This is a genomic window from Paraburkholderia dioscoreae, from assembly GCF_902459535.1.
Classification (GTDB): domain Bacteria; phylum Pseudomonadota; class Gammaproteobacteria; order Burkholderiales; family Burkholderiaceae; genus Paraburkholderia; species Paraburkholderia dioscoreae.
In genome coordinates, this window is the sequence record NZ_LR699553.1 from 3,105,028 (window position 1) to 3,124,928 (window position 19,901).

18 protein-coding genes are annotated in these 19,901 nt (G+C 63.7%); 6 read left to right on the top strand and 12 right to left on the bottom strand.

From position 1 onward, the window contains the following. Position 1: 1 nt before the first annotated feature. From PDMSB3_RS13875 to PDMSB3_RS13885, 3 genes are read right to left on the bottom strand one after another with little or no spacing between them, the layout of a single operon-like run. Positions 2 to 1,114 (bottom strand): MSMEG_0568 family radical SAM protein, encoded by a 1,113-nt coding sequence (locus tag PDMSB3_RS13875; RefSeq protein ID WP_165186649.1) that lies wholly within the window; start codon positions 1,112 to 1,114, stop codon positions 2 to 4. Next, positions 1,065 to 2,111, bottom strand: coding sequence for a Nit6803 family nitrilase (locus PDMSB3_RS13880; protein ID WP_007181139.1), 1,047 nt, complete (start codon positions 2,109 to 2,111; stop codon positions 1,065 to 1,067). Before PDMSB3_RS13880 ends, PDMSB3_RS13875 begins: the two co-directional genes overlap by 50 nt. Before the next feature lie 19 nt (positions 2,112 to 2,130). Beyond that, positions 2,131 to 2,613: an MSMEG_0572/Sll0783 family nitrogen starvation response protein gene (locus tag PDMSB3_RS13885; RefSeq protein WP_007181138.1), complete on the bottom strand. Its 483-nt coding sequence runs from the start codon at positions 2,611 to 2,613 to the stop codon at positions 2,131 to 2,133. A gap of 350 nt (positions 2,614 to 2,963) precedes the next feature. Between PDMSB3_RS13885 and PDMSB3_RS13890 the strand changes: the two genes are divergently transcribed. The 3 genes from PDMSB3_RS13890 (at position 2,964) to PDMSB3_RS13900 (ending at position 7,984) form a co-directional block, all read left to right on the top strand. Further along, a complete protein-coding gene (locus PDMSB3_RS13890; protein ID WP_007181137.1) occupies positions 2,964 to 4,355 on the top strand; it encodes an aminotransferase-like domain-containing protein in 1,392 nt (463 codons plus the stop codon). A 226-nt stretch (positions 4,356 to 4,581) separates the two neighbouring features. Next, entirely contained in the window at positions 4,582 to 6,381 is a 1,800-nt protein-coding gene (locus tag PDMSB3_RS13895; RefSeq protein WP_007181136.1) for a methyl-accepting chemotaxis protein, read from the top strand. A gap of 22 nt (positions 6,382 to 6,403) precedes the next feature. Beyond that, a complete protein-coding gene (locus PDMSB3_RS13900; protein ID WP_007181135.1) occupies positions 6,404 to 7,984 on the top strand; it encodes a methyl-accepting chemotaxis protein in 1,581 nt (526 codons plus the stop codon). Positions 7,985 to 8,044: 60 nt separating this feature from the next. Here the strand turns inward: PDMSB3_RS13900 and PDMSB3_RS13905 are convergent, their stop codons facing one another. From PDMSB3_RS13905 to PDMSB3_RS13925, 5 genes are all read right to left on the bottom strand, one after another. Beyond that, positions 8,045 to 8,425 (bottom strand): DUF5594 family protein, encoded by a 381-nt coding sequence (locus PDMSB3_RS13905; RefSeq protein WP_007181134.1) that lies wholly within the window; start codon positions 8,423 to 8,425, stop codon positions 8,045 to 8,047. 99 nt (positions 8,426 to 8,524) lie between these two features. Then, positions 8,525 to 8,875 carry a ribbon-helix-helix domain-containing protein gene (locus PDMSB3_RS13910; protein ID WP_007181133.1) on the bottom strand — a complete coding sequence of 117 codons (351 nt, stop codon included), beginning with the start codon at positions 8,873 to 8,875 and terminating at the stop codon, positions 8,525 to 8,527. A 143-nt stretch (positions 8,876 to 9,018) separates the two neighbouring features. Continuing rightward, positions 9,019 to 10,605: a GMC family oxidoreductase gene (locus PDMSB3_RS13915; RefSeq protein WP_007181132.1), complete on the bottom strand. Its 1,587-nt coding sequence runs from the start codon at positions 10,603 to 10,605 to the stop codon at positions 9,019 to 9,021. Between the two features lie 13 nt (positions 10,606 to 10,618). After that, the gene (locus PDMSB3_RS13920) at positions 10,619 to 11,290 is read right to left on the bottom strand and encodes a hypothetical protein (RefSeq protein WP_007181131.1); all 672 of its coding nucleotides are present in this window, start codon (positions 11,288 to 11,290) and stop codon (positions 10,619 to 10,621) included. A gap of 113 nt (positions 11,291 to 11,403) precedes the next feature. Next, positions 11,404 to 11,802 (bottom strand): VOC family protein, encoded by a 399-nt coding sequence (locus PDMSB3_RS13925; RefSeq protein ID WP_007181130.1) that lies wholly within the window; start codon positions 11,800 to 11,802, stop codon positions 11,404 to 11,406. A gap of 395 nt (positions 11,803 to 12,197) precedes the next feature. On the opposite strand from PDMSB3_RS13925, the gene PDMSB3_RS13930 reads away from it, so the two are divergent. Continuing rightward, a complete protein-coding gene (locus PDMSB3_RS13930; protein ID WP_007181129.1) occupies positions 12,198 to 12,608 on the top strand; it encodes a DUF2000 domain-containing protein in 411 nt (136 codons plus the stop codon). 23 nt (positions 12,609 to 12,631) lie between these two features. Here PDMSB3_RS13930 and PDMSB3_RS13935 read toward each other — a convergent pair whose 3' ends face one another. From PDMSB3_RS13935 to PDMSB3_RS13945, 3 genes are read right to left on the bottom strand one after another with little or no spacing between them, the layout of a single operon-like run. Then, positions 12,632 to 13,156 (bottom strand): Lrp/AsnC family transcriptional regulator, encoded by a 525-nt coding sequence (locus tag PDMSB3_RS13935; protein ID WP_007181128.1) that lies wholly within the window; start codon positions 13,154 to 13,156, stop codon positions 12,632 to 12,634. Beyond that, on the bottom strand, positions 13,153 to 14,823 hold the full coding sequence (locus PDMSB3_RS13940; protein WP_007181127.1) for an acyl-CoA synthetase: 1,671 nt from the start codon (positions 14,821 to 14,823) through the stop codon (positions 13,153 to 13,155). Before PDMSB3_RS13940 ends, PDMSB3_RS13935 begins: the two co-directional genes overlap by 4 nt. After that, positions 14,820 to 15,740, bottom strand: a complete 921-nt coding sequence (locus PDMSB3_RS13945) for an SDR family oxidoreductase (RefSeq protein WP_007181126.1) — start codon at positions 15,738 to 15,740, stop codon at positions 14,820 to 14,822. Before PDMSB3_RS13945 ends, PDMSB3_RS13940 begins: the two co-directional genes overlap by 4 nt. Positions 15,741 to 15,914: 174 nt before the next feature. On the opposite strand from PDMSB3_RS13945, the gene PDMSB3_RS13950 reads away from it, so the two are divergent. Further along, positions 15,915 to 16,619 (top strand): TetR/AcrR family transcriptional regulator, encoded by a 705-nt coding sequence (locus PDMSB3_RS13950; protein WP_165186652.1) that lies wholly within the window; start codon positions 15,915 to 15,917, stop codon positions 16,617 to 16,619. Positions 16,620 to 16,679: 60 nt separating this feature from the next. Here the strand turns inward: PDMSB3_RS13950 and PDMSB3_RS13955 are convergent, their stop codons facing one another. After that, positions 16,680 to 17,588 (bottom strand): LysR family transcriptional regulator, encoded by a 909-nt coding sequence (locus tag PDMSB3_RS13955; RefSeq protein ID WP_007181124.1) that lies wholly within the window; start codon positions 17,586 to 17,588, stop codon positions 16,680 to 16,682. Between the two features lie 145 nt (positions 17,589 to 17,733). Between PDMSB3_RS13955 and PDMSB3_RS13960 the strand changes: the two genes are divergently transcribed. Next, entirely contained in the window at positions 17,734 to 19,854 is a 2,121-nt protein-coding gene (locus PDMSB3_RS13960) for a 3-hydroxyacyl-CoA dehydrogenase NAD-binding domain-containing protein (protein WP_007181123.1), read from the top strand. Positions 19,855 to 19,901 lie beyond the last annotated feature (47 nt).

The following is a 19,901-nucleotide window of genomic DNA, read 5'->3' on the forward strand; positions in this document are numbered from 1 at the left end:
ATCACTCCTCGTACGACGACAGCGACGAACACGCGCCGCATTTACCGCAGCCCGCCTTGATATCGCTCGAACGCATGGCCGCGGCATTGAGCATGCCGCCAAGCGGCTGTAAAACCGACTTCATGAATTCGGGCGTGGGCGCCGGATGATCTTCGAGCGGCGTACCGCTAATCGGCACGAACGGCACGACGAACGGATAGACGCCGAGCTCGATCAACTCGCGCGACATCGCCAGAATCGCCTCGGCGCTGTCGCCTAGTCCCGCGAGAACATAGGTGCTGACCTGGCCGCGTCCGAATACCGCCACCGCGGACTTGAACGCTTCCATGTAGCGCGACAGCGGCACGCTCGCCTTGCCCGGCATGATGCGTTCGCGCAATTCGGGCGTCACGACCTCCAGGTGCATGCCGAGTGTGTCGATGCCGCTCGCTTTCATGCGCGCGAACCAGCGGTCGTCGTCCGGCGGCTCGCATTGTGCCTGGATCGGCAGATCGACCGCCGCCTTGATCGCAAACGCGCTCTCGCACAGAATCTGCGCGCCGCGATCCGGCGTGGGTGGCGTGCCGGTGGTCAGCACCATATGCTTCACGCCGTCGAGCAGCACGGCCGCGCGCGCCACTTCCGCCAGTTGCTCGGGCGTCTTGCGCGCAATCGTGCGGCCCGCCGCGAGCGACTGCCCGATCGCGCAGAACTTGCAGCTCTTGCGCCGGCTCTCATAGCGAATACAGGTTTGCAATACGGTAGTCGCCAGTACGTCCGCGCTATGCAATGTGGCGATATGCGAGTACGGCACGCCGTCGAGCGTCTGCATGCCGTAAAAACGCGGCGACTTCGGAAAGCTGATACTGGCAATCGGAATCGTGCCGCGCATCAGCGCACTCGAACCACTGGCATCCGGTGTTTGCGCGACGAACGGAGAGTGCCATGCGGTACTCGTATGCACGGGCACCATGATCGTCACGCCATCCACCGTCACCGCCTTGTGGTCCGACGGGCCCGCGCCGCCGCGCCGGCTCGCCGCGCCCGAATCTGGCGATACGAGCCGCAAACCGGCCGACTGCAATTCAGTCATCAATTGCCGGCTCTCTGCCGACAGCGGTTCGCTGGCGTTCATCGCATCCTCCTTCGGTTGAATTGAAATCGGCGCCCGGGACAACCGGCCACGCCTGCATCGGCGCCACGGTTTCCGCGGGCCGCCGGTTGATGGCGAGGCTCAGCAATTCGGGCCGCGCGTAATGTCCGACTGAATCCATCATGCGTTTGCGCTTGGTGATCAAGGCCATGTCGAGATCGGCGATCACCATGCCTTCGCCCTCGCGCAACGGCTCGGCAAGATGCTGGCCTTCCGGAGACACGATCGCGGTATTGCAGCCCCCGCGCAGCGCCCTCTGCAGATTCGTATCCGGAGTCACCGACGCAATCTGCGCTTCGCTCAGCCATCCCGTTGCATTGACGACGAAGCATCCCGATTCCAGCGCGTGATGGCGGATCGTCACCTCGATCTGGTCGGCGAAGATCGGCCCCACCAGCGAGCCGGGAAACTGGCTGCAATGAATCTCTTCGTGCTGCGTCATCAACGCATAACGCGCGAGCGGGTTGTAATGCTCCCAGCAGGCGAGCGCGCCCACGCGTGCCACCGCGGTGCGCGCCACCGTCAGCCCGGCCGCGTCGCCTTGCCCCCAGATCATCCGTTCATGAAACGTGGGAGTGATCTTGCGGCGCTTGAGTACGATCTGGCCATCCACGTCGAAGATCAATTGCGTGTTGTAAAGGCTGCCGTGATCGCGCTCGTTGACGCCGAGCACCACCACCATCCGATGCAAACGCGCCTGCTCGGCCACCGCCTGCGTCACGGGGCCCGGCACCACCACGGCCTCTTCGTAGAGTTTCATGTGATCGGCGCCGGAGGCGACGGGCGGCCGCACGAAAGAGAAGTACGGGTAATACGGCACGAAGGTTTCGGGAAATACGATCAGTTGCACGCCTTCGCGCGCCGCCTGTGCGATTGCCTCGCAGACCTTCTCGAGCGTGCCGCCGCTGCGCTCGAAGTCCGGTGCGATCTGGACCGCGGCGGCGCGCACGATGCGCTTGCCGGTCGATTTGTCGGACATGGTGGTCACTCGCCTTTCGTCAAACCGTCCAGGTGTGGATGACCAGCGCGTTGTCCTTGCGGTGAAGCAACTGGATGTCGAGCACGTCGAGTGGGCTGATGGGACGAATGCCTTCGATCAGCGAGGCTTCGCCGTGTCCGTACAGCGCCTGCAGTGCGAAGCGGCATGCGTAGACCTTGCCGCCTTCTTCCATGAACTTCGTCAGTTGCTTGTTGAAGTTCAGATGGCCGGGGAACGCTTCGTCGCCGAGCGTCGGAAAGCCGCGTTGCAGACCGAGCGTCACGCCCGGCCCGTAGAGCAATACCGATGTTTCGAAGCCCTTGCGTTGCAGGCGCGTGGCCTGCAGCAGATTGACGAAGCCGATCGAGCCTTCGAAGGCGACGGTATGAAACGTGACGAGCGCCTTCTCGCCCGGCTCGGCTTTCACGTCTTCAAAGACTTTCTCCTCATAGTCGACAAGGTAATCGCCTTTCTGATGCAGCGGTTTGTTGACGGCTGGCATGACACTCTCCGATCAGGTTTGCTAAGTAAAAGAAGGTGCGCGTTCAGGTACTGCGCGCTTCTTCCAATGCAACGGCCGTGCCATTGATCGGCCATGCCAATGCGATCAATCAGCAATCAATTCCGTCTCGATTCGAAATGCGACGTGAAAATTTTTTGGCGCGAAGGTTGCATACAGTCCGCTAATCCCGCGCAAACGCCTTTGGTGCGGCTTTACCGCACCAGCCATGTGCGATTTGCGCAGCCGAACGTGTCGGCGTGGTGCAGTCATTCACCACAGTCGATCAATCCGATCATTGATCGCATTCCGATGCGATCAGCTTTTTCAACACGAATAGAGACCTGAAGGCAATGAGCAGCCCGACACATCACTGGATCAAACGTCTTGCCGACATTCGCAAACCCGCCTACCTCGCGATTCCCGATCTGATCGAAGAAGATCTCGCCACCGGGCGGCTGCGTCCGCGCGACCGCTTGCCGGGCCTGCGCGATCTCGCCGAAGAGCTCGCGCTGAACTACACGACGGTGGCACGCGCCTACGCTGAAGCGCGCAAGCGCGGCCTGCTCGATTCGCGCGCCGGCAGCGGCACGTTCGTACGCGGCCGCACGGCCACCTTGCCGCTCGCGGGCGGCAGCAGCATCGAAATGTCGATGAACACGCCGCCCGAGCCGCCCGATTACGCCATGCGTCTGCGCGACTCCGCCGCGCGCCGGATGGCGGAGAGCGATCCTTATCAGTTGCTGCGTTATCAGGACTTCGGCGGCTCGGCGGCCGACAAGGATGCGGGCGCCGAATGGCTGAGGCGCCGGGTGCCGCATTGCGACGCGCAGAACGTGCTGGTGTGCCCCGGCATCCACAGCGCGCTGGTGGCGCTCGTCTCGCAGCTCGCGCGGCCCGGCGGCACGATCTGCCTCGATTCACTCGCCTACCCCGGCATCAAGGCAATCGCCGCGCAACTCGGTGTGCGTCTGCAAGCGCTGCCGCGCGACGACGAAGGGCCGCTCGCTCATGCCTTCGAAGCACTCTGCAAGACCGACAAGCCGAGCGCGTTCTATTGCAATCCGACGCTGCAGAATCCGAGCACGCTCACGCTCACGCATAAACGTCGCGAGGCGCTCGCCGACGTGGCGCTGCGCTACAGTGTGCCGATCATCGAAGACGACGCCTATGCAATGCTGCCGCAGAGCGCACCCGATGCGCTCGCGAGCTTCGCACCCGAACTGACGTACTACGTGACAGGTCTGTCGAAATGCTTCGGCGCGGGTTTGCGCGTCGCGCATCTGCATGCGCCGACACCGCGCCAGACACAGCGGCTGGCCGGCGCGTTGCGCGCCACCACGGTGATGGCAAGCTCGTACACAGTCCTGCTCGCGACGCAATGGATCGCGGACGGCACCGCCTCGGACATGCTCACCGCGATCCGCAACGAGTCGCGTGCGCGCCAGGCCATTGCCGCGCGCATGCTCGAAGCGTGGCCTTACGAAGCGCATCAGGACGGTTTTCATTTGTGGCTGCCGGTGCCGGTGGAAAGCGGCTGGAGCGCGTCGGAACTCGCCTTGCAACTGCGCAATCAGGGCATTGCCGCCGTGGCGGGTGCCGCGTTCTCCACCGACGGCAATCCGCCCAATGCCATGCGTGTATGCCTCGGCGGATCGAAAACGCGTGACGAATGCACAGAGGCGCTGCGCATCGTGGCGGAAACTCTGGACCATCCGCATCATCTGCATTCACCGGTGATGTAAGACGCGATCCGCCGCCTATTCAGCGCGGCGTTATCGTCGTACGAATACAACGCCTCACGACCCATCTTGCCGCCCCGCGGCACTGCGCCACACGCTGCTCTCACGGCGTTTTGTCAGCAATTGAAAGTATTTACCGCTCAAGTCTCGCGTGTTCAGGCCGTATACCGCAGGTGAGGCCCCCGCCTCACCAACTCCGGTTCACCGCTCACTCCGAAAGACTCCCGACATGTTCACCTCCATTCGCGCGCGCATCGTTGCCCTATGCGTCGCTATCGTCGTGGTGGCGCTTGCCGCCAACGCGGTTCTCAACTATGTCGTCGCCAACTCGTATAACGCCGAGGCCATCAATAGCAGCCTGACCGCGGTCGAAAGCGGACACGCGGCCGGCATCAGCGACTGGGTCGCCAGCAACAGCCAGATGATCAACTCGCTGCAGGACGCGGTGCTGCAACCCGATCCGTCCGCCGCACTGAAGCAGATCGCCGCGGCCGGCAAGTTCACCAACGTGTATGTCGGCTACGCAGACAAGACGGCGAAGTTCTCCGACCCGACCGGCATTCCGGCCGATTACGATCCGACCGGCCGTCCCTGGTACAGGCAGGCCGCCACGGCGGGCAAGCCGGTGGTGACGCCGCCATACGTGGACGTGGGCACGGGCAAGCTGGTGGTGGCATTCGCGGCGCCGGTGGTGCGCGACGGCGCGGTGAAAGGCGTGGTGTCGGGGGACGTTGCGATGGACAGCGTGATCGCCAACGTCAAGGCGATCCATCCGACGCCCGCAAGCTTCGGCATGCTGATCGATGCGAGCGGCCATATCGTCGCGCATCCGGATCCGAAACTGACCTTGAAACCGGTGTCCGATGTCGCGCCCGGCCTGACCGGCGACAAGCTCGCCGCTCTTTTTAGCGCAGACCGTCCGCTCGAAATGGACGTGAGCGGCAGCACCAAACTGATGCGCGCGCAAGCGATTCCGGGCACCGACTGGTACGCGGTCGTCGCACTCGACAAAGCCGAAGCGACTGCCGGCATGCGTTCGCTGCTGACCGCCTCGGTGATCGCGCTGATCGTGATCGCCGGCATCGCCGCCGCAGTCGTGGCGGCGGTCACCGCGGTGTCGTTCCAGCGTCTGTCGAAAGTGCGCGATGCGATGGACGCCATTGGCTCCGGCGAAGGCGATCTGACGCAACGCCTGCCGGCTGTCGGCAACGACGAAGTGGCGCAGATCGCGCGCTCGTTCAACACCTTCATCGACAAACTCAGCCGCGTGATGCGCCAGATTCGTGACGCCAGCGAATCGGTGCGCGTGGCCGCGAATGAAATCGCCGCGGGCAACGTCGATCTGTCGGGCCGCACGGAATCCGCTGCCGCGAGCCTGCAGCAAACCGCCGCCTCGATGGAAGAAATCACCTCGACGGTCACGCACTCGGCCAGCGCCGCGAAACAGGCCGACGATAGCGCCGTCTCCGCTTCGCAGGTCGCCTCGCGCGGCGGCGTGGTGATCTCCGAAGTGATTGCGACGATGGGCGAGATCCAGCATGCGTCGGTAAAAATCTCCGACATCATCGGCGTGATCGACGGCATTGCGTTCCAGACCAACATCCTCGCGCTGAACGCCGCGGTGGAAGCCGCGCGCGCGGGCGAACAGGGCCGCGGTTTCGCGGTGGTGGCCGGTGAAGTGCGCAGCCTCGCGCAACGCAGCGCGCAGGCAGCGAAGGAAATCAAGGCGCTGATCGAATCGACCGTGGCCAGCGTCTCGTCCGGTTCGGGCCAGGTGCGCCAGGCCGGCGAAACGATGACGGAGATCGTCAGCAACGTCGCCAACGTCACGACCATCATTTCCGAAATCACGCAGGCCGCCAACGAACAGACGCGCGGCATTCAGGAAGTCAACCGCGCGGTCAGCCAGCTGGACGAGATGGTTCAGCAGAATGCCGCGCTGGTCGAAGAATCGACGGCGGCCGCCGCCGCACTGCAAAGTCAGGCCGTGAGCCTTGCCGGCGCGGTGACGCAGTTCAAACTCGATTAAAAGCTACCGTTGGGACATTGCAGTGACGTTCTATAGAAATCTGAAGATCGCCGTCAAGTTGGCACTGCTCGGAGCGGTCTTGCTGGCCGCGACGATGATCGTGGGTCTGGAAGGCTGGCATGCATTGTCCCGAACGCATGCGCTGCAAATCGAGTCCGCTCGATCGCTCAGCCAGTATGCGCAAGCCGCCGATACGGCGCGCGTCGCGCAGGTCGAGTTCAAGAAGCAGGTGCAGGAATGGAAGGATCTGCTGTTGCGCGGCGCCGACCCGGCCGCCTTTGCGAAATACCGTGATGCCTTCAACAAGGAAAGCGGCACGACGCACGCTGCCCTGCTGAACCTGAAAGACCAGTTGAGCGCAGTGGGCGCCAACGTGGACGGTGTCGACAAGGCGCTCGCCACGCATGCCTCGTTGCAGGACAGCTACCTCGACGCGCTCAGGCACTACGACGCCGCCGATCCGAACACCGCGCACGTGGTCGACGGCCTCGTGAAGGGCATCGACCGCGCGCCAACCGCCGCTATCGACGACATCGTCGCCGCCGTGATGCAGCAGGCGCATGACTCCAGCGTACGGACGAGCGAAGTCGCCGAACATGCGTACACGATCGCGACCGTATTGTTGCTGTCGGTCGTCATCGGTTCGCTCGGCGTCGGTGCTTTCGCGGTCTGGTTCTTGAGCCGCAGTATCACGGTGCCGGTCAGACAGGCGGTGGGCGTCGCGCAGGCGGTCGCAGCGGGCGATCTGCGCGCGGACGTGCCCGTGGTAAGCCGCGACGAAACGGGCCAGTTGCTCGTCGCGCTCAACGACATGAATCAGCGCTTGCGGCATATCGTCAGCGAGATTCGTGAAGGCGCACACACGATTTCGTCGGCCACGCAGGAAATCGCCGCCGGCAACCTCGACCTCTCCGCACGCACCGAACAGCAGGCGGCCTCGCTCGAAGAAACCGCCGCGTCGATGCAGCATTTCACCGACTCGGTTCAACGCAACGCCGCCAACGCACGCGAAGCCACGACGCTCGCGCAAACCGCCGCGCATGCCGCGCGTGAAGGCGGCGCGGTCATGACCGACGCGGTGCGCACAATGGGCCAGATCGACGCGGCGTCCAAGCGCATTGTCGACATCATCGCGGTGGTGGAAGCTATCGCGGCGCAGACCAATATCCTCGCACTCAACGCCGCGGTCGAAGCGGCGCGCGCCGGTACGCAGGGGCGCGGTTTCGCGGTGGTCGCAAGCGAAGTGCGCAGTCTCGCGCAACGTTCCGCCGACGCCGCGCGCGAGATCAAGACGCTGATCCGCGAGTCGGTCGCCACGATCGAAGCCGGCACGCAACTGATCAATCGCGCGAGCAACACAATGGACGGCGTGGTGGAAAGCGCCGGCAGCGTGACGCGCATTGTCGAGTCGATCGCGACGGCGAGCGTCGATCAGGCAACGGGTATCGCGGAAGTCAACGACGCCGTCACGCAAATGGACCAGGTGACGCAAAGCAATGCGGCGCTCGTCGAGCAGGCGGCAGCCGCAGCCGACGCCGTGCAAAGCAAGGCATCGGGGCTCGTGCAAAGCGTGAGTTTCTTCAGACTGGGCGCCACGGCTTGACGCATCGGCGCCGTGCCCGTCGCGCGGCGCCCGCGGTGTGTGGATGAAGCAACGCGCCGCTTACGACTCGAAGTCGAGTCCGCCGATCAAGGCGACCGGCTCGGCCTGCGTATGCGAGACAAAGTCCAGTTCGCGCGCACGGTTCCAGGCCGCGAGCTTGCGCGGCAGCGCGGCCAGATAGCCCGCGAAACGCGCCGGCCCTTCGGCGCCCATCAGTCTCTCGATTTCGTCGCTGTCCCAGGTCAGATACAGATTCAGCGGATGCGGGTACAGTCCCATGTCTTCGATCGGCGCTGCATGAATCCGCACGCGGGTGGGATGCCCGTGGCCGCCGTAGGGCAGTACTTCGGTATGCACGGTGGTGGCGAAACACGCGGCAAGAGCCTCTGCAATGCGAGGCGCGAACTGTTTATCGAAACGGGCGGCACTCTCCGGACGCATCCATGTCTCCAACTTTATGCGTAATGTGCCGAATATCCTAGCATGCGGTCAGGCGCGCGCTTCTCGTGTATCCGCGCGGCTTCGCGCCGCACTGTTGTATCAAACCGTCTTCAGCATGCGCGGCCTCGCTTCGCTCAATCCGGCCGCCGGCTCGGGGACCGCGTCGGGTACATCGGCGCCCTTCTCGGTGCGCATGGACAGATAGCGCAAACAGCACACCCGCAGGAATGACGCGAAGTTGGTCGGCAGCTCGCCGCGCAGCGCGATCAATTCATCATAGAGCTGCACGGCGAACTGACTGGTCGTCATGTTCTCGCGCGCGGCGATTTCGTGCAGCACGTCCCAGAACAGATTCTCCAGCCGGACCGTGGTGATCACGCCGTGAATGCGCAACGAGCGCGTGCGCGATTCGTACAGGATCGGATCGGCGTTGATGTATATCCCACACATGGCGTTACTCCCGGTTTTCAGGCAGGTGTGCCGTGGCGCTCTTCATGCAGCCACGGCACGCCGCCCCTTCGTCAACATACGCCGGCATCCGCCGCCCGACAATCGCATCGAACCCGAACGCCGCCCTACCCCGTCGAATCGCGTTACACCGCGCGTTTATTCATCTGCGCCGCAATGTGATCGGCCTGCCGGATCGCCAGCGTCACGATCGTCATGGTGGGATTTTCCGCCGCGCCGGTGGTGAACTGGCTGCCGTCCGAAATAAACAGATTCGACACTTCATGCGTCTGGCCGAAACTGTTGCATACGCCGTCTTCGGCGCGAGCACTCATGCGGGCAGTGCCCAGGTTGTGCGTGGACGGATACGGCGGCACGCGATACACCGTCTTCGCACCTGCCGCCTCGTACACCGCCGTACCCTGCCTGAACGCGTGCTCGCGCATCGCTTCGTCGTTCGGATGGTCGTCGAAATGCACGTTGGCGACCGGCTGGCCGTATTGATCCTTCACGTCGGTATTCAAGGTCACACGGTTACTTTCGCGCGGCATATCCTCGCCGACGATCCACATGCCCGCCGTGTACGGGTATTGATCCATTGCCTGGGTAAATGTCGCCCCCCACGCACCCGGATCGAGAAAGGCCGCGTAAAACGGCAGACCGAGCGATATGGTCTCCATGTGATAGCCGCCCGCGAAGCCGCGCTGCGGATTGAATACCGCTTCGTCTTCGATGATCCCGGCCATCGTGGTGCCCTTGAACATCTCCACCTTATCGTTGAACACGGCGTAAACCGAGCCCGTGGTGTGACGCATATAGTTGCGCCCCACCTGTCCCGAGCCGTTCGCGAGCCCTTGTGGGAATCTGCTCGAATGCGAGTTCAACAGCAGGCGCGGCGTCTCGATCGAGTTGCCGGCCACCGCGACGATGCGTGCCTTTTGCCGCTGCAATTTGCCGTTGCCGTCGTAGTAGAGCACCTCCTTCGCTTTACCGCGCGCATCGGTTTCAATACGCACCACGTGGGCCTGCGTGCGCAACTCCATATGGCCGGTCGCCTGGGCGCGCGGCAACTCGGTGTAGAGCGTCGACCACTTGGCGCCCGTACGGCATCCCTGGAAACAGAAGCCGCGCTGGAAGCAATGCGCGCGGTCGTCGCGCACTACGCTATTGATCGCCATGTGCCCGGTATTGCAGTCCTTGTAGCCCACCTTCATTGCGCCGGCCGACATCACCTTGAAGTTGTTGTTGCCCGGCAGACCCGGCAAACCGTTGGTGCGCGTCACGCCCATTTTCTGCTGCGCGCGGTCGTAGTACGGATCGAGTTCTTCGCGCGTGAGCGGCCAGTCGAGCAGATTGGCGTCCTTGATATCGCCATACGTGGTCTTCGCCTTGAACTCGTACGGCCTGATCCGCAGACTCGCGCCGGCCCAGTGCGTGGTCGTGCCGCCCACCGTCTTGCAGATCCATGCGGGGAGATTCGGAAAGTCTTTGGCGACGCGCCAGGTGCCCGACGTGGTGCGTTTGTCGAGCCATGACAGCATCTGGAACGCGCCCCACTCGTCGGTGGTGAAATCGGCCTGCGTATGTAGTTTGCCCGCTTCCAGCACGACGACGTCGATACCCTTCTGCGCCAGTTCGTTGGCGAGCGTCCCGCCGCCCGCGCCCGAACCGATGATCACGACGACCTTGTCGTCGTTGTGCGAAAAACGCACCTTGTTGTTGTCCTGATTCATGTCCTGTCTCCTGTCAGCTATCCGTCGGAATCGGGCCGCTGGCACTGGCCGGCGGATTGGGCAGCCACGAGAGACTGTTGAAACCCTTGTTCAGGTAGCCGCCGTCTCCCTCCGAAGCGCCGTAGCCGAAGTGCGCATACGCCATCGTGTTGGCATACAGCGAGACCACCGCGGTGCTGCGTATCGTGTTGAAGAAAGGCGTCCCCGCGAGCGCCGCAACGTCCCGTGCCTGGTCCGAGGGCGCGCGCTTGAGCCAGTCCGAGGCGGCTTGCGCGTCGAGCTGTTGCACCCCATCCGCGAGTTGCCGGCGCACTGCCGGATCGGCTTTCGCTTTCGCGTCGAGATCCTTGACGACCAGCGCATAGACCGCGTTGTCGAGCGTGGGGTGCGGATAGAGTTGCCGCGTGAAGGCGAGAATCACTTCGCCCTGGTGCGTGTCCAGTCCTTGCAGTTCGAGCGCCCACGCGCGGCTCGGTGCGAGCGTCGACAACACCGATGAAACAGCCAGCGTGCCCATCAGCACACCCGTGCCTCTCAACAGCTCGCGCCGCGTGAGTGGAATCCGCAATGCGGCCGCGGCTGCCTTTGCCGCGCGATGTGCGCCGCCGTGCTCGTCAGCATGCTCGTGAGGGTGCGCATGGTGTGCGTGATCGGACGCGACGATCGGGATGATCGCTGTCTTCATGTCTGTCTCCTTTGTAGACCGGAGTCAGCGCGTCAGCACTTACTCCGGTCCCATGCAACCTGGTTGTTGTGGGGTATTGCAACTACGTGCGGCGGCCGCCTGGATTACTTTTACTATTGATAGTGGCCGTAGCGTTCCAGCACTTCGATTTTGTAGCCGTCAGGATCCTGAATGAAAAAGTAACGCGCCAGCAACTCGCCGTTGTCGTTGTGAAACTCGCGCAGATCGTTGGGCGCCATGCCGAGATCGAGCAGGCGTTGCCGTTCGCGCTTTGCATCGTCGACGCAAAACGCCACGTGGCCGTAGCCGTCGCCGTGCGAATACGGCTCCGCCCGGCCTTTGTTCCAGGTGAGTTCTATTTCGGCGTCGGCTTCCTCGTTGCGCAAATACACGAGCGTGAAATCCGGAAAGTCGAGCCGGTGCGATACGTCCAGATTGAAAGCCTTTTGATAGAACTGCAGCGAACGCGGCAGATCGTGCACGCGGATCATCGTGTGGATGAGTTTGGCCATCTGTGTCCCCTCCTGTTTGAATCCAGTGTAGGAGGCCGCACACGCGAGTGGTAATGCACGGCTAAATCGGGCCAGGGACTTGCCCTATGTTGCGCAAGCGTCGATTGCATGATCTTCGCGCGAGCAATTGCGATGCAAACGGCGATGGACATGACGCTACGGCAGGTTGCAATGCAGCACGCCAGGCTATTCGAGCGAGTGTTTGCCGAATGGCATCAGGCAAAACCCGACAGGGCCGGCAGGCAGGCGTGCGTCCGCTGAAGCCCATTCGTTTTTGCATTGAGGTCGTGCACATGCGCCGCGAGTTTCCATAAGATCCGGCTGTGGACACTTTTCCTGAATGACGGGCGATGCGACACCGATGCATCGGCCCAGGCTGTGGAGCGTAGTGCGTTATGGAATTCGATACGAAAGTCGCGATCATCGTGCTGGACGATCTCGCTGTCTGGCAAAAACTCAATGTCACCGCGTTTCTCGCAACAGGGATCGCGGGCGCGGCGCCCGAGGCGATGGGCGAACCGTACGAGGACGCGGCGGGCCGCCGCCATGCGCGGCTGTTCGGCCAGCCGATGATGGTCTATCAGGCGGACAACGCGGGTTTGCTGCGCGCGTTTCGCCAGGGCATTGAACGCGAATTGACGCGCGCCGTGTATGTGCGCGCGATGTTTTCGACCGGCCACGATCAGGCGAACCGCGATGTGTTCCGCGCCGAGCCGGCCGACGCCCCCGACCTGGTCGGGCTTGCCGTGCGCGGGCCGAAAAAAGCCGTCGACAAAGCCGTGAAAGGTCTCTCGCTGCACACCTGAAGCGCAGCGATTGCTCATCGCGCTCAGAGGTCCGGGCTCGGGCCGCGCTCCAGATAGGTGGTCAGCGCGATATAGCTGCGCGTGCCGGTGAAGCCTTCGATCGCGTGAATGCGCGCGAGCAGTTGTTCGAGCGATTGCGTGTCGCGCGTGCGGACTTTGAGCAGCATGGCGCTCTCGCCCGTTACGGTATGAATCTCCTCGACGTCCGATAGCTCCTGTAGCGCCAGCAGTTGCCGCGTTACCGCCCAGCTCGTCGTATCGACATGCACGAACGCGAGTAACGGACGGTTCAGTTTCGCGGCGTCGAGCGCGGCCACGGTGGCCTTGATCACGCCTTCTTTCTTCAGCCGCCGCGCGCGCTCGTGGACAGCGGGCGCCGATAGAAACAGCAGCTTGCCGAGTTCCGCGTAAGTGCGGGTGGCGTCTTCGGCGAGCAGCGCGAGCAGCTTGCGGTCGGTGTCGTCGAGCGAGGCCGCGCCCGGTTGCGCGCCCGAAGCTCTCAGCGCCCTGCCGCTGCGGGTGGTGAGCGAACGTCGGCTCGTGCTCATCGGCGCTCGGGTTTTGACGTGGGATTGTCCGCGTCCTGTTCCAGTCCCTCGCGCAAGGCTTTGCGGATCACCTTGCCGGTCGCAGTCAACGGCAGGCTGTCGACAAAGCGAATCTCGCGCGGATATTCGTGTGCGGCGAGACGCGTTTTGACATGCTGCTGGATCTCGCGCACCAGCGCCGCGTCGCCGACAAAACCGGGGTTCAGCACCACGAACGCCATCACGATCTCGGTGCGCTCGCGATCCGGCGCGCCGATCACGGCCGCCATCGAAACAGCCGGATGACGCAGCAGTGAGTCTTCGATCGAAGCCGGCCCGATGCGGTAGCCGGCGCTCGTGATCACATCGTCGCCACGGCCGACAAAACGGATGAAGCCGTCCGCGTCGCACGTGCCGAGGTCGCCGGTCACCAGAAACTTGCCGCGGAATTTCTCGCGCGTCGCCGCTTCGTTGCCCCAGTAACCGAGAAACATGACCGGATCGGGCGCGGCCACCGCGATATCGCCGATTGCACCCGGCGGAAGTTCGTTGCCGTCCATATCGACAATCGCAACACGATGCCCCGGCACCGCGCGACCAATCGCCCCGAAGCGCGGCTCGAAGAGCGCCGCGCACGACGACACCACGACGTTGCACTCCGTCTGCCCGTAGAACTCGTTGATCGTGACGCCCAGCGCTTTGCGGCCCCAACCGATCAATTCCTCACCGAGCGATTCGCCGCCGCTCGCCACCGAACGCAACGCGAGACTCCAACGTTCGGGACGTTCGACGCCGCGCATCATCTTCAATGCGGTGGGCGGCAGAAACGTATGCGAGACCGCGTGACGCGCCATCAGATCGAACGCGGCCTCGCCGTCGAATTTCGCAAAGCGGCGTGCGAGTACCGGCACGCCGTGATGCCAGGACGGCAAGAGCACGTCGAACAGGCCGCCGATCCACGCCCAGTCGGCGGGCGTCCAGATCAGCGTGGCATGCGCGGGAAAGCCCTGCTGCGACATCTCGACGCCCGGCAGGTGACCAGGCAACACGCGGTGCCCATGCAGCGCGCCCTTCGGTTTGCCGGTCGTGCCCGATGTATAGATGATCACCGCGGGATCGTCGGCACCGGTATCGGCGGGCATGAAACCGGCGGGCGCGCTCCTCAGCGCGTGCCAGAACGAACGCACCGGTGCGTGCGGATCGCCGTTGTCCTGATCGATATCCACGCTGAAAACATTGCGCAGCGACGGCAACGCCGCGCGGATTTCGCCGACCTTCTGCACGCCGCCGTGATCGGTAATCAACGCCACCGCGCCGCTATCGCCGAGCCGATGTTCGATCGCATCGACGCCGAACAGCGCGAAAAGCGGCACGGCCACCATGCCGGCCTTGTAGGCGGCGAGATGCGCGATAGCCGTTTCGACGGATTGCGACAGGAAGATGCCGATCCGGTCGCCGCGTTGCGCACCCGCTGCGAGCAGCGCGTTGGCGAAGCGGTCGGACAGCGCTTTCAACTCGTCGAACGTATAGCGGGTAGCGTTGCTCTCGGGATCTTCGTAGATCAGCGCGAGACGGCCCGAACCGTCGGCCCATTTATCGCACACGTCCACACCGATGTTGTAGCGCGCCGGGATCTGCCACGCGAAGTTTGCCGTCAGCGATTCGTAGGTCTGGCCGTCGAGGTTCATCGTGTCTGCTCCTGCAAGCCCGTCGGCGGTTGATAGCGCGGGAAGCCGTTATATTCGATCGTACGCTCCGCCGGCGGAAGCGGCCACGAGTGGCGCGCGTTCGGCACGCCGCCGTCGACGCGGATCACCGTGCCGTTGATGAACGCCGACGCCTCCGACAACAGAAACACCGCCGCGCCGGCAAGTTCGGATTCGGTGCCGAAGCGCTGCAGCGGAACCTTATGCCTGAGCGTGCGCAGCAGCGCCTGGTAGTCTTCGTTGTAGCTGTCCATGCCCGCGGACGCTATCCAGCCCGGCGCGACCGCATTGACTCTCACACCGGCGTGGCCCCATTCGCATGCGGCGGTTTCCGTGAGGTTCCATACGCCCGCGCGCGCCGCGCCCGAGTGCCCCATGCCGGGCATGCCGCCCCAGATATCCGCCAGCATGTTCACGATCGTTCCGCCGTGATGTTCCATCCATTGCGTATAGCACTCGCGGGACATCAGAAACGTACCGTGCAGATTGTTGCGCACCACCGCGTCCCAACCGTTCAGCGAAATTTTTTCGAGCTTTGCGGGGAACTGGCCGCCCGCGCAGTTGAAGAGGCCGTCTATGCGGCCGAGTTCCGCGACGATCGAAGCGATCGTTTCGCGGACCTGTTGCTCGTTGCGGATGTCGCAGGAATATGTTTTGTGTCCGGCGGACGCGCGTTGATGATCCTCGTCCAGTTCGGCTTGCACCGCTTTCAGCTTGTCCGCGCTTCGGCCGACCAGCGCGAGAGTTGCGCCTAAGGATGCGAGTTCGTGCGCGGTGCATCGGCCTAACCCGCTACCCGCACCGGTGACGATGATGACTTTGCCGGCGAAGAGACCTTCGCGGAAAACCGAACGATAGCCGTTTGACGGCGGCGAGGTGCTCGACGAAGCTGCGGGCATTCGGGTGTCTCCTTCATGTACTGCGCTTTCGATGTTTATTGAGTTTAGCTCAGGTTTTATTCTCGTGTTGTGCATAACCGCAATTTTATTTCATATTATTTATGCTTTACCACTTCTCCGTTATTTGAGCTAGACTCAACTTATGCCGACTCAATTTCGCGTGTATCCCAATCGATGACCGTGTCCGCCATTTCCCGCCGCGTGCCTGTGCAGGCGCGCTCCGAACAACGACTCAAGGCGATTCTGGAGGCGGCCCGGCTCGTGTTTTCCGAAGTCGGCTACGCGTCGGCCACCATGACGGAGATCGCCGGGCGCGTCGGCGTGTCCGAGGCGACGATCTTCACGTACTTCGCCAGCAAGCGCGATCTCTGCGTTCGCGTGCTCGGCAACTGGTACGACGAGATCATCACCCAGGTCGAAAACGAATTGCCGTTGATCGCGGGCACCCGCAACAAGTTCGCCTACCTCGTGCGCACGCACCTCTACCGGTTGACCGTCGACGGCACGGGTCTGTGCGCGCTCATTCTTTCCGAAGGACGCGAGAAGGACGACAAGTTCGGCGATGTGATCGTCGAACTTCAGCGCCGCTATACGGCACCGATGATGAGCGTGCTCGCCGAAGGCGTGGCGAGCGGCGACGTTCGCGCCGACATGCCGCTCGGTCTGTTGCGCTCCGCCGTGTATGGGCCGATGGAACACGTGCTGTGGGACGCGGTGCGCAAACAGAAAGCGGTGGATATCGAAGCGACCGCCGCTTCGCTGAGCGATCTGCTGTGGCAAGGGCTCGTGCCGCCCGATGCACAGGAGGCCGCATTGCGGCAACTGCGCAGCGATGTCGTCGGCGCGGTGAAGCGGTTCGAGGCGGCGGGATCGAAGTGAAGAAGGTGCGGGTGTCATGGGCCTCAGGCACTGTTCAGCAAAGTTCTTTCCCGCAGCCGATCACGCCGGCACGCCTCTGCCCGTGCCGTGCGCCTGCTGCAAAATGAAATCGATGAAGGTCGCCGCCGCGCGCGTGTGATGCCGGTTCGGCATATACAGCATGTACATATGCGTGCCGAAGATGCTCAAGCGCCATTCGTCGAGCGCGGTCACCGCATCGCCACGGCGCAGGTCGTCCTGCACCACGTAGTCCGGCACGAGACCCACGCCCAGCCCGGCGAGCACCGCCTGGCGCAAAAAAAGAAAGTTCTCGGAGATGAGCGTCGGCTCCAGCAGCACTTCGTGCCGTTCGTCACGCAAGTAAGCGGCCACGCGCAACTGCCTGCCGACCACGGCCGAGGTAATCAGCGGCGCCGTGCGCAGATCGTCGAGTTGCCGCGGCATGCCGTGGGTTTGCGCGAAAGCCGGCGACGCACACGCCACGTACCTGACCGGCCCCATGTCGCGCGCAACCAGGTTTTGCGGCGGCTCGGACATCACGCGCACGGCGATATCGACTTCGTCGCGCATCAGGTCTTCAACGCGGTTCTCGAACATCACGTCCAGCACGATGCCGGGATAAAGCCGCTTGAACGCGATCAGCCAGTCCGACATGACGAGTTGCCCATACCCGCTCGGCACGCTCAGCCGCACGCGGCCCTGCAGGCTTTGCCCGAGCGTGGTAACGGACTCGCGCGCGGCGAGCAGCGCATTCTGGATCGTGCGGCCATGCTCGTATAGCTGCAGGCCGATCTCGGTCGGCTCGACCCGGCGCGTGGTGCGCCTCACCAGTTGCAGGCCGATAGAGCGCTCCAACTGGTTCAGGTGATAGCTTACGTTCGCGCGGCTCATTTTCAGCCGGCGCGCGGCTTCGCTGAGATTGCCCGCGTCCAGAATCTCCACCAGCAAGGTCAGGGAATTGACGTCCACAGCGGCGCCTTTGTCAAAATAACCTTGACAGTCTGTCAACCTTCCATGTGATTGTCAATAAACCTTGACCGCCTCACAATCGGAGAATTCGCCAGACCCGGCATGCCTTTCCGCCTGCAACCGATAACAGTCAGGAGACGACACCATGACCCTCAACCCTTCAGCCGACGTTGTGACGCGCGAATTGCGCGGCAAGGTGCTGCTCGTGACGATCGACCACGCGCCGGTCAATGCCCTCTCCGCCGACGTGCGGCGCGGTCTGCTCGCCGCCGTCGAAGCCGCGGATGCCGATAACGCGGTGGAAGCCGTGCTGATCGTCGGCGCGGGGCGCAATTTCATCGCCGGCGCGGACATTCGCGAGTTCGGCAAGCCGCCGGTGCCGCCCGCGCTCCCGGACGTATGCAACCGCATCGAAGCGTGCACGAAACCGGTGGTCGCCGCGATTCATGGCGCGGCGCTCGGCGGCGGCCTGGAAGTGGCACTCGCGGCGCACTACCGGATTGCCGTGGAAGGCGCGAAACTCGGCCTGCCCGAAGTGCAACTCGGCCTGTTGCCTGGCGCGGGCGGCACGCAGCGCACGCCGCGCCTGATCGGCGCGCAGGCCGCGCTCGACCTGATCCTGAGCGGCCGCCATGCGAGCTCGAAGGAAGCGCTGGCGCTCGGTCTGATCGACCGCCTGGGCAGCAGCGACGACATCCTCGCCGAAGGACTCGCGTATGTACACGAGTTGCTGGCCGCCCACGCGCCGGTGCGCCGCACCCGCGAGGCCGCAGCGCTCGGCGACCGCGCCGCGAGCCTCGCCGCCGTAACCGCAGCGCGCGCGGAAACCGCGAAGAAATCGCGTGGCCTGTTCTCGCCGCTGAAAATTATCGACGCCGTCGAGGCCGCCATCGAACAGCCTTTCGACGAAGGTCTGCGGCTCGAACGCAAGCTGTTCCTCGAATGCCTCGACAGCCCGCAGCGCGCCGGCCTGATCCATGCGTTCTTTGCCGAGCGCGAAGTGCTCAAGGCGCCCGAAACACGCGACGCCAAACCGCGCGCGCTGAACGCGATCGGCGTGGTGGGCGGCGGCACGATGGGCGCGGGCATCGCGGTCGCGGCGCTCGACGCGGGCCTGCCGGTGACGATGATCGAACGCGATGACGCCTCGCTTGCGCGCGGCCTCGCACACATCGAGAAAGTCTACGATGGCCTGATCGCCAAGGGCCGCATGAGTGCGGACAAGAAAGCGGCCGTCATGGCGCGCTGGAACGGCAGCACCTCTTACGATGCGCTCGCCGATGCCGATCTCGTGATCGAAGCCGTGTTCGAAGACCTCGCCGTCAAACAGGCCGTATTCGCCGAACTCGATCGCGTCTGCAAAGCAGGCGCCGTGCTCGCAACCAACACGTCATATCTCGACATCGACGCGATCGCGGCGAGCATTTCGCGCCCCGCCGACGTGATCGGCCTGCACTTCTTCTCGCCCGCCAACATCATGAAGCTGCTGGAAGTGGTCGTGCCGAAACAGGTCAGCGCGGACGTAGTCGCCACCGCGTTCGAGTTCGCGAAAAATTTGCGTAAAACGCCGGTGCGCGCGGGCGTGTGCGATGGCTTCATCGGCAACCGGGTGCTGGCCGTGTACCGCGCCGCCGCGGATGCCATGATGGAAGACGGCGCCTCGCCCTATCAGATCGATGCGGCCGTGCGCGCGTTCGGCTTTCCGATGGGACCGTTCCAGGTGGTGGATCTGGCGGGCGGCGACATCGGCTGGGCGGCACGCAAGCGGCGCGCCGCCACCCGCAATCCCGCAGCACGTTACGTGCAGATCGCCGATCGCCTGTGCGAGCGCGGCTGGTTCGGCCAGAAAACCGGACGCGGCTTTTATCTGTACCCCGAAGGATCGCGCAGCGGCACACCCGACCCCGAAGTGGAAGCGATCATCGACGCCGAGCGCGCACGCGCCGGCATCACGCCGCGTAGTTTCACCGACGACGAGATCATCCGCCGCTATATGGCCGCGATGATCAACGAAGGCGCCAACGTCGTGCACGAGCGTATCGCGCTGCGTCCGCTGGATGTCGACGTGACGTTCCTGTACGGCTATGGCTTTCCGCGCTATCGCGGCGGTCCGATGAAATACGCGGACATGGTCGGCCTGCCGAAGATTCTTGCCGACATCCGCGAGTTCGCCAAAGAGGATCCGCTCTTCTGGAAGGCCTCGCCGCTGCTCGTGGAACTGGTGGAACGCGGCGCCGATTTCGCGAGCCTGAACCAGACGGTCTGAAACGGGGCATCATCGATAGGCATTACGAGCGGCGTGCCTTGCGTGCG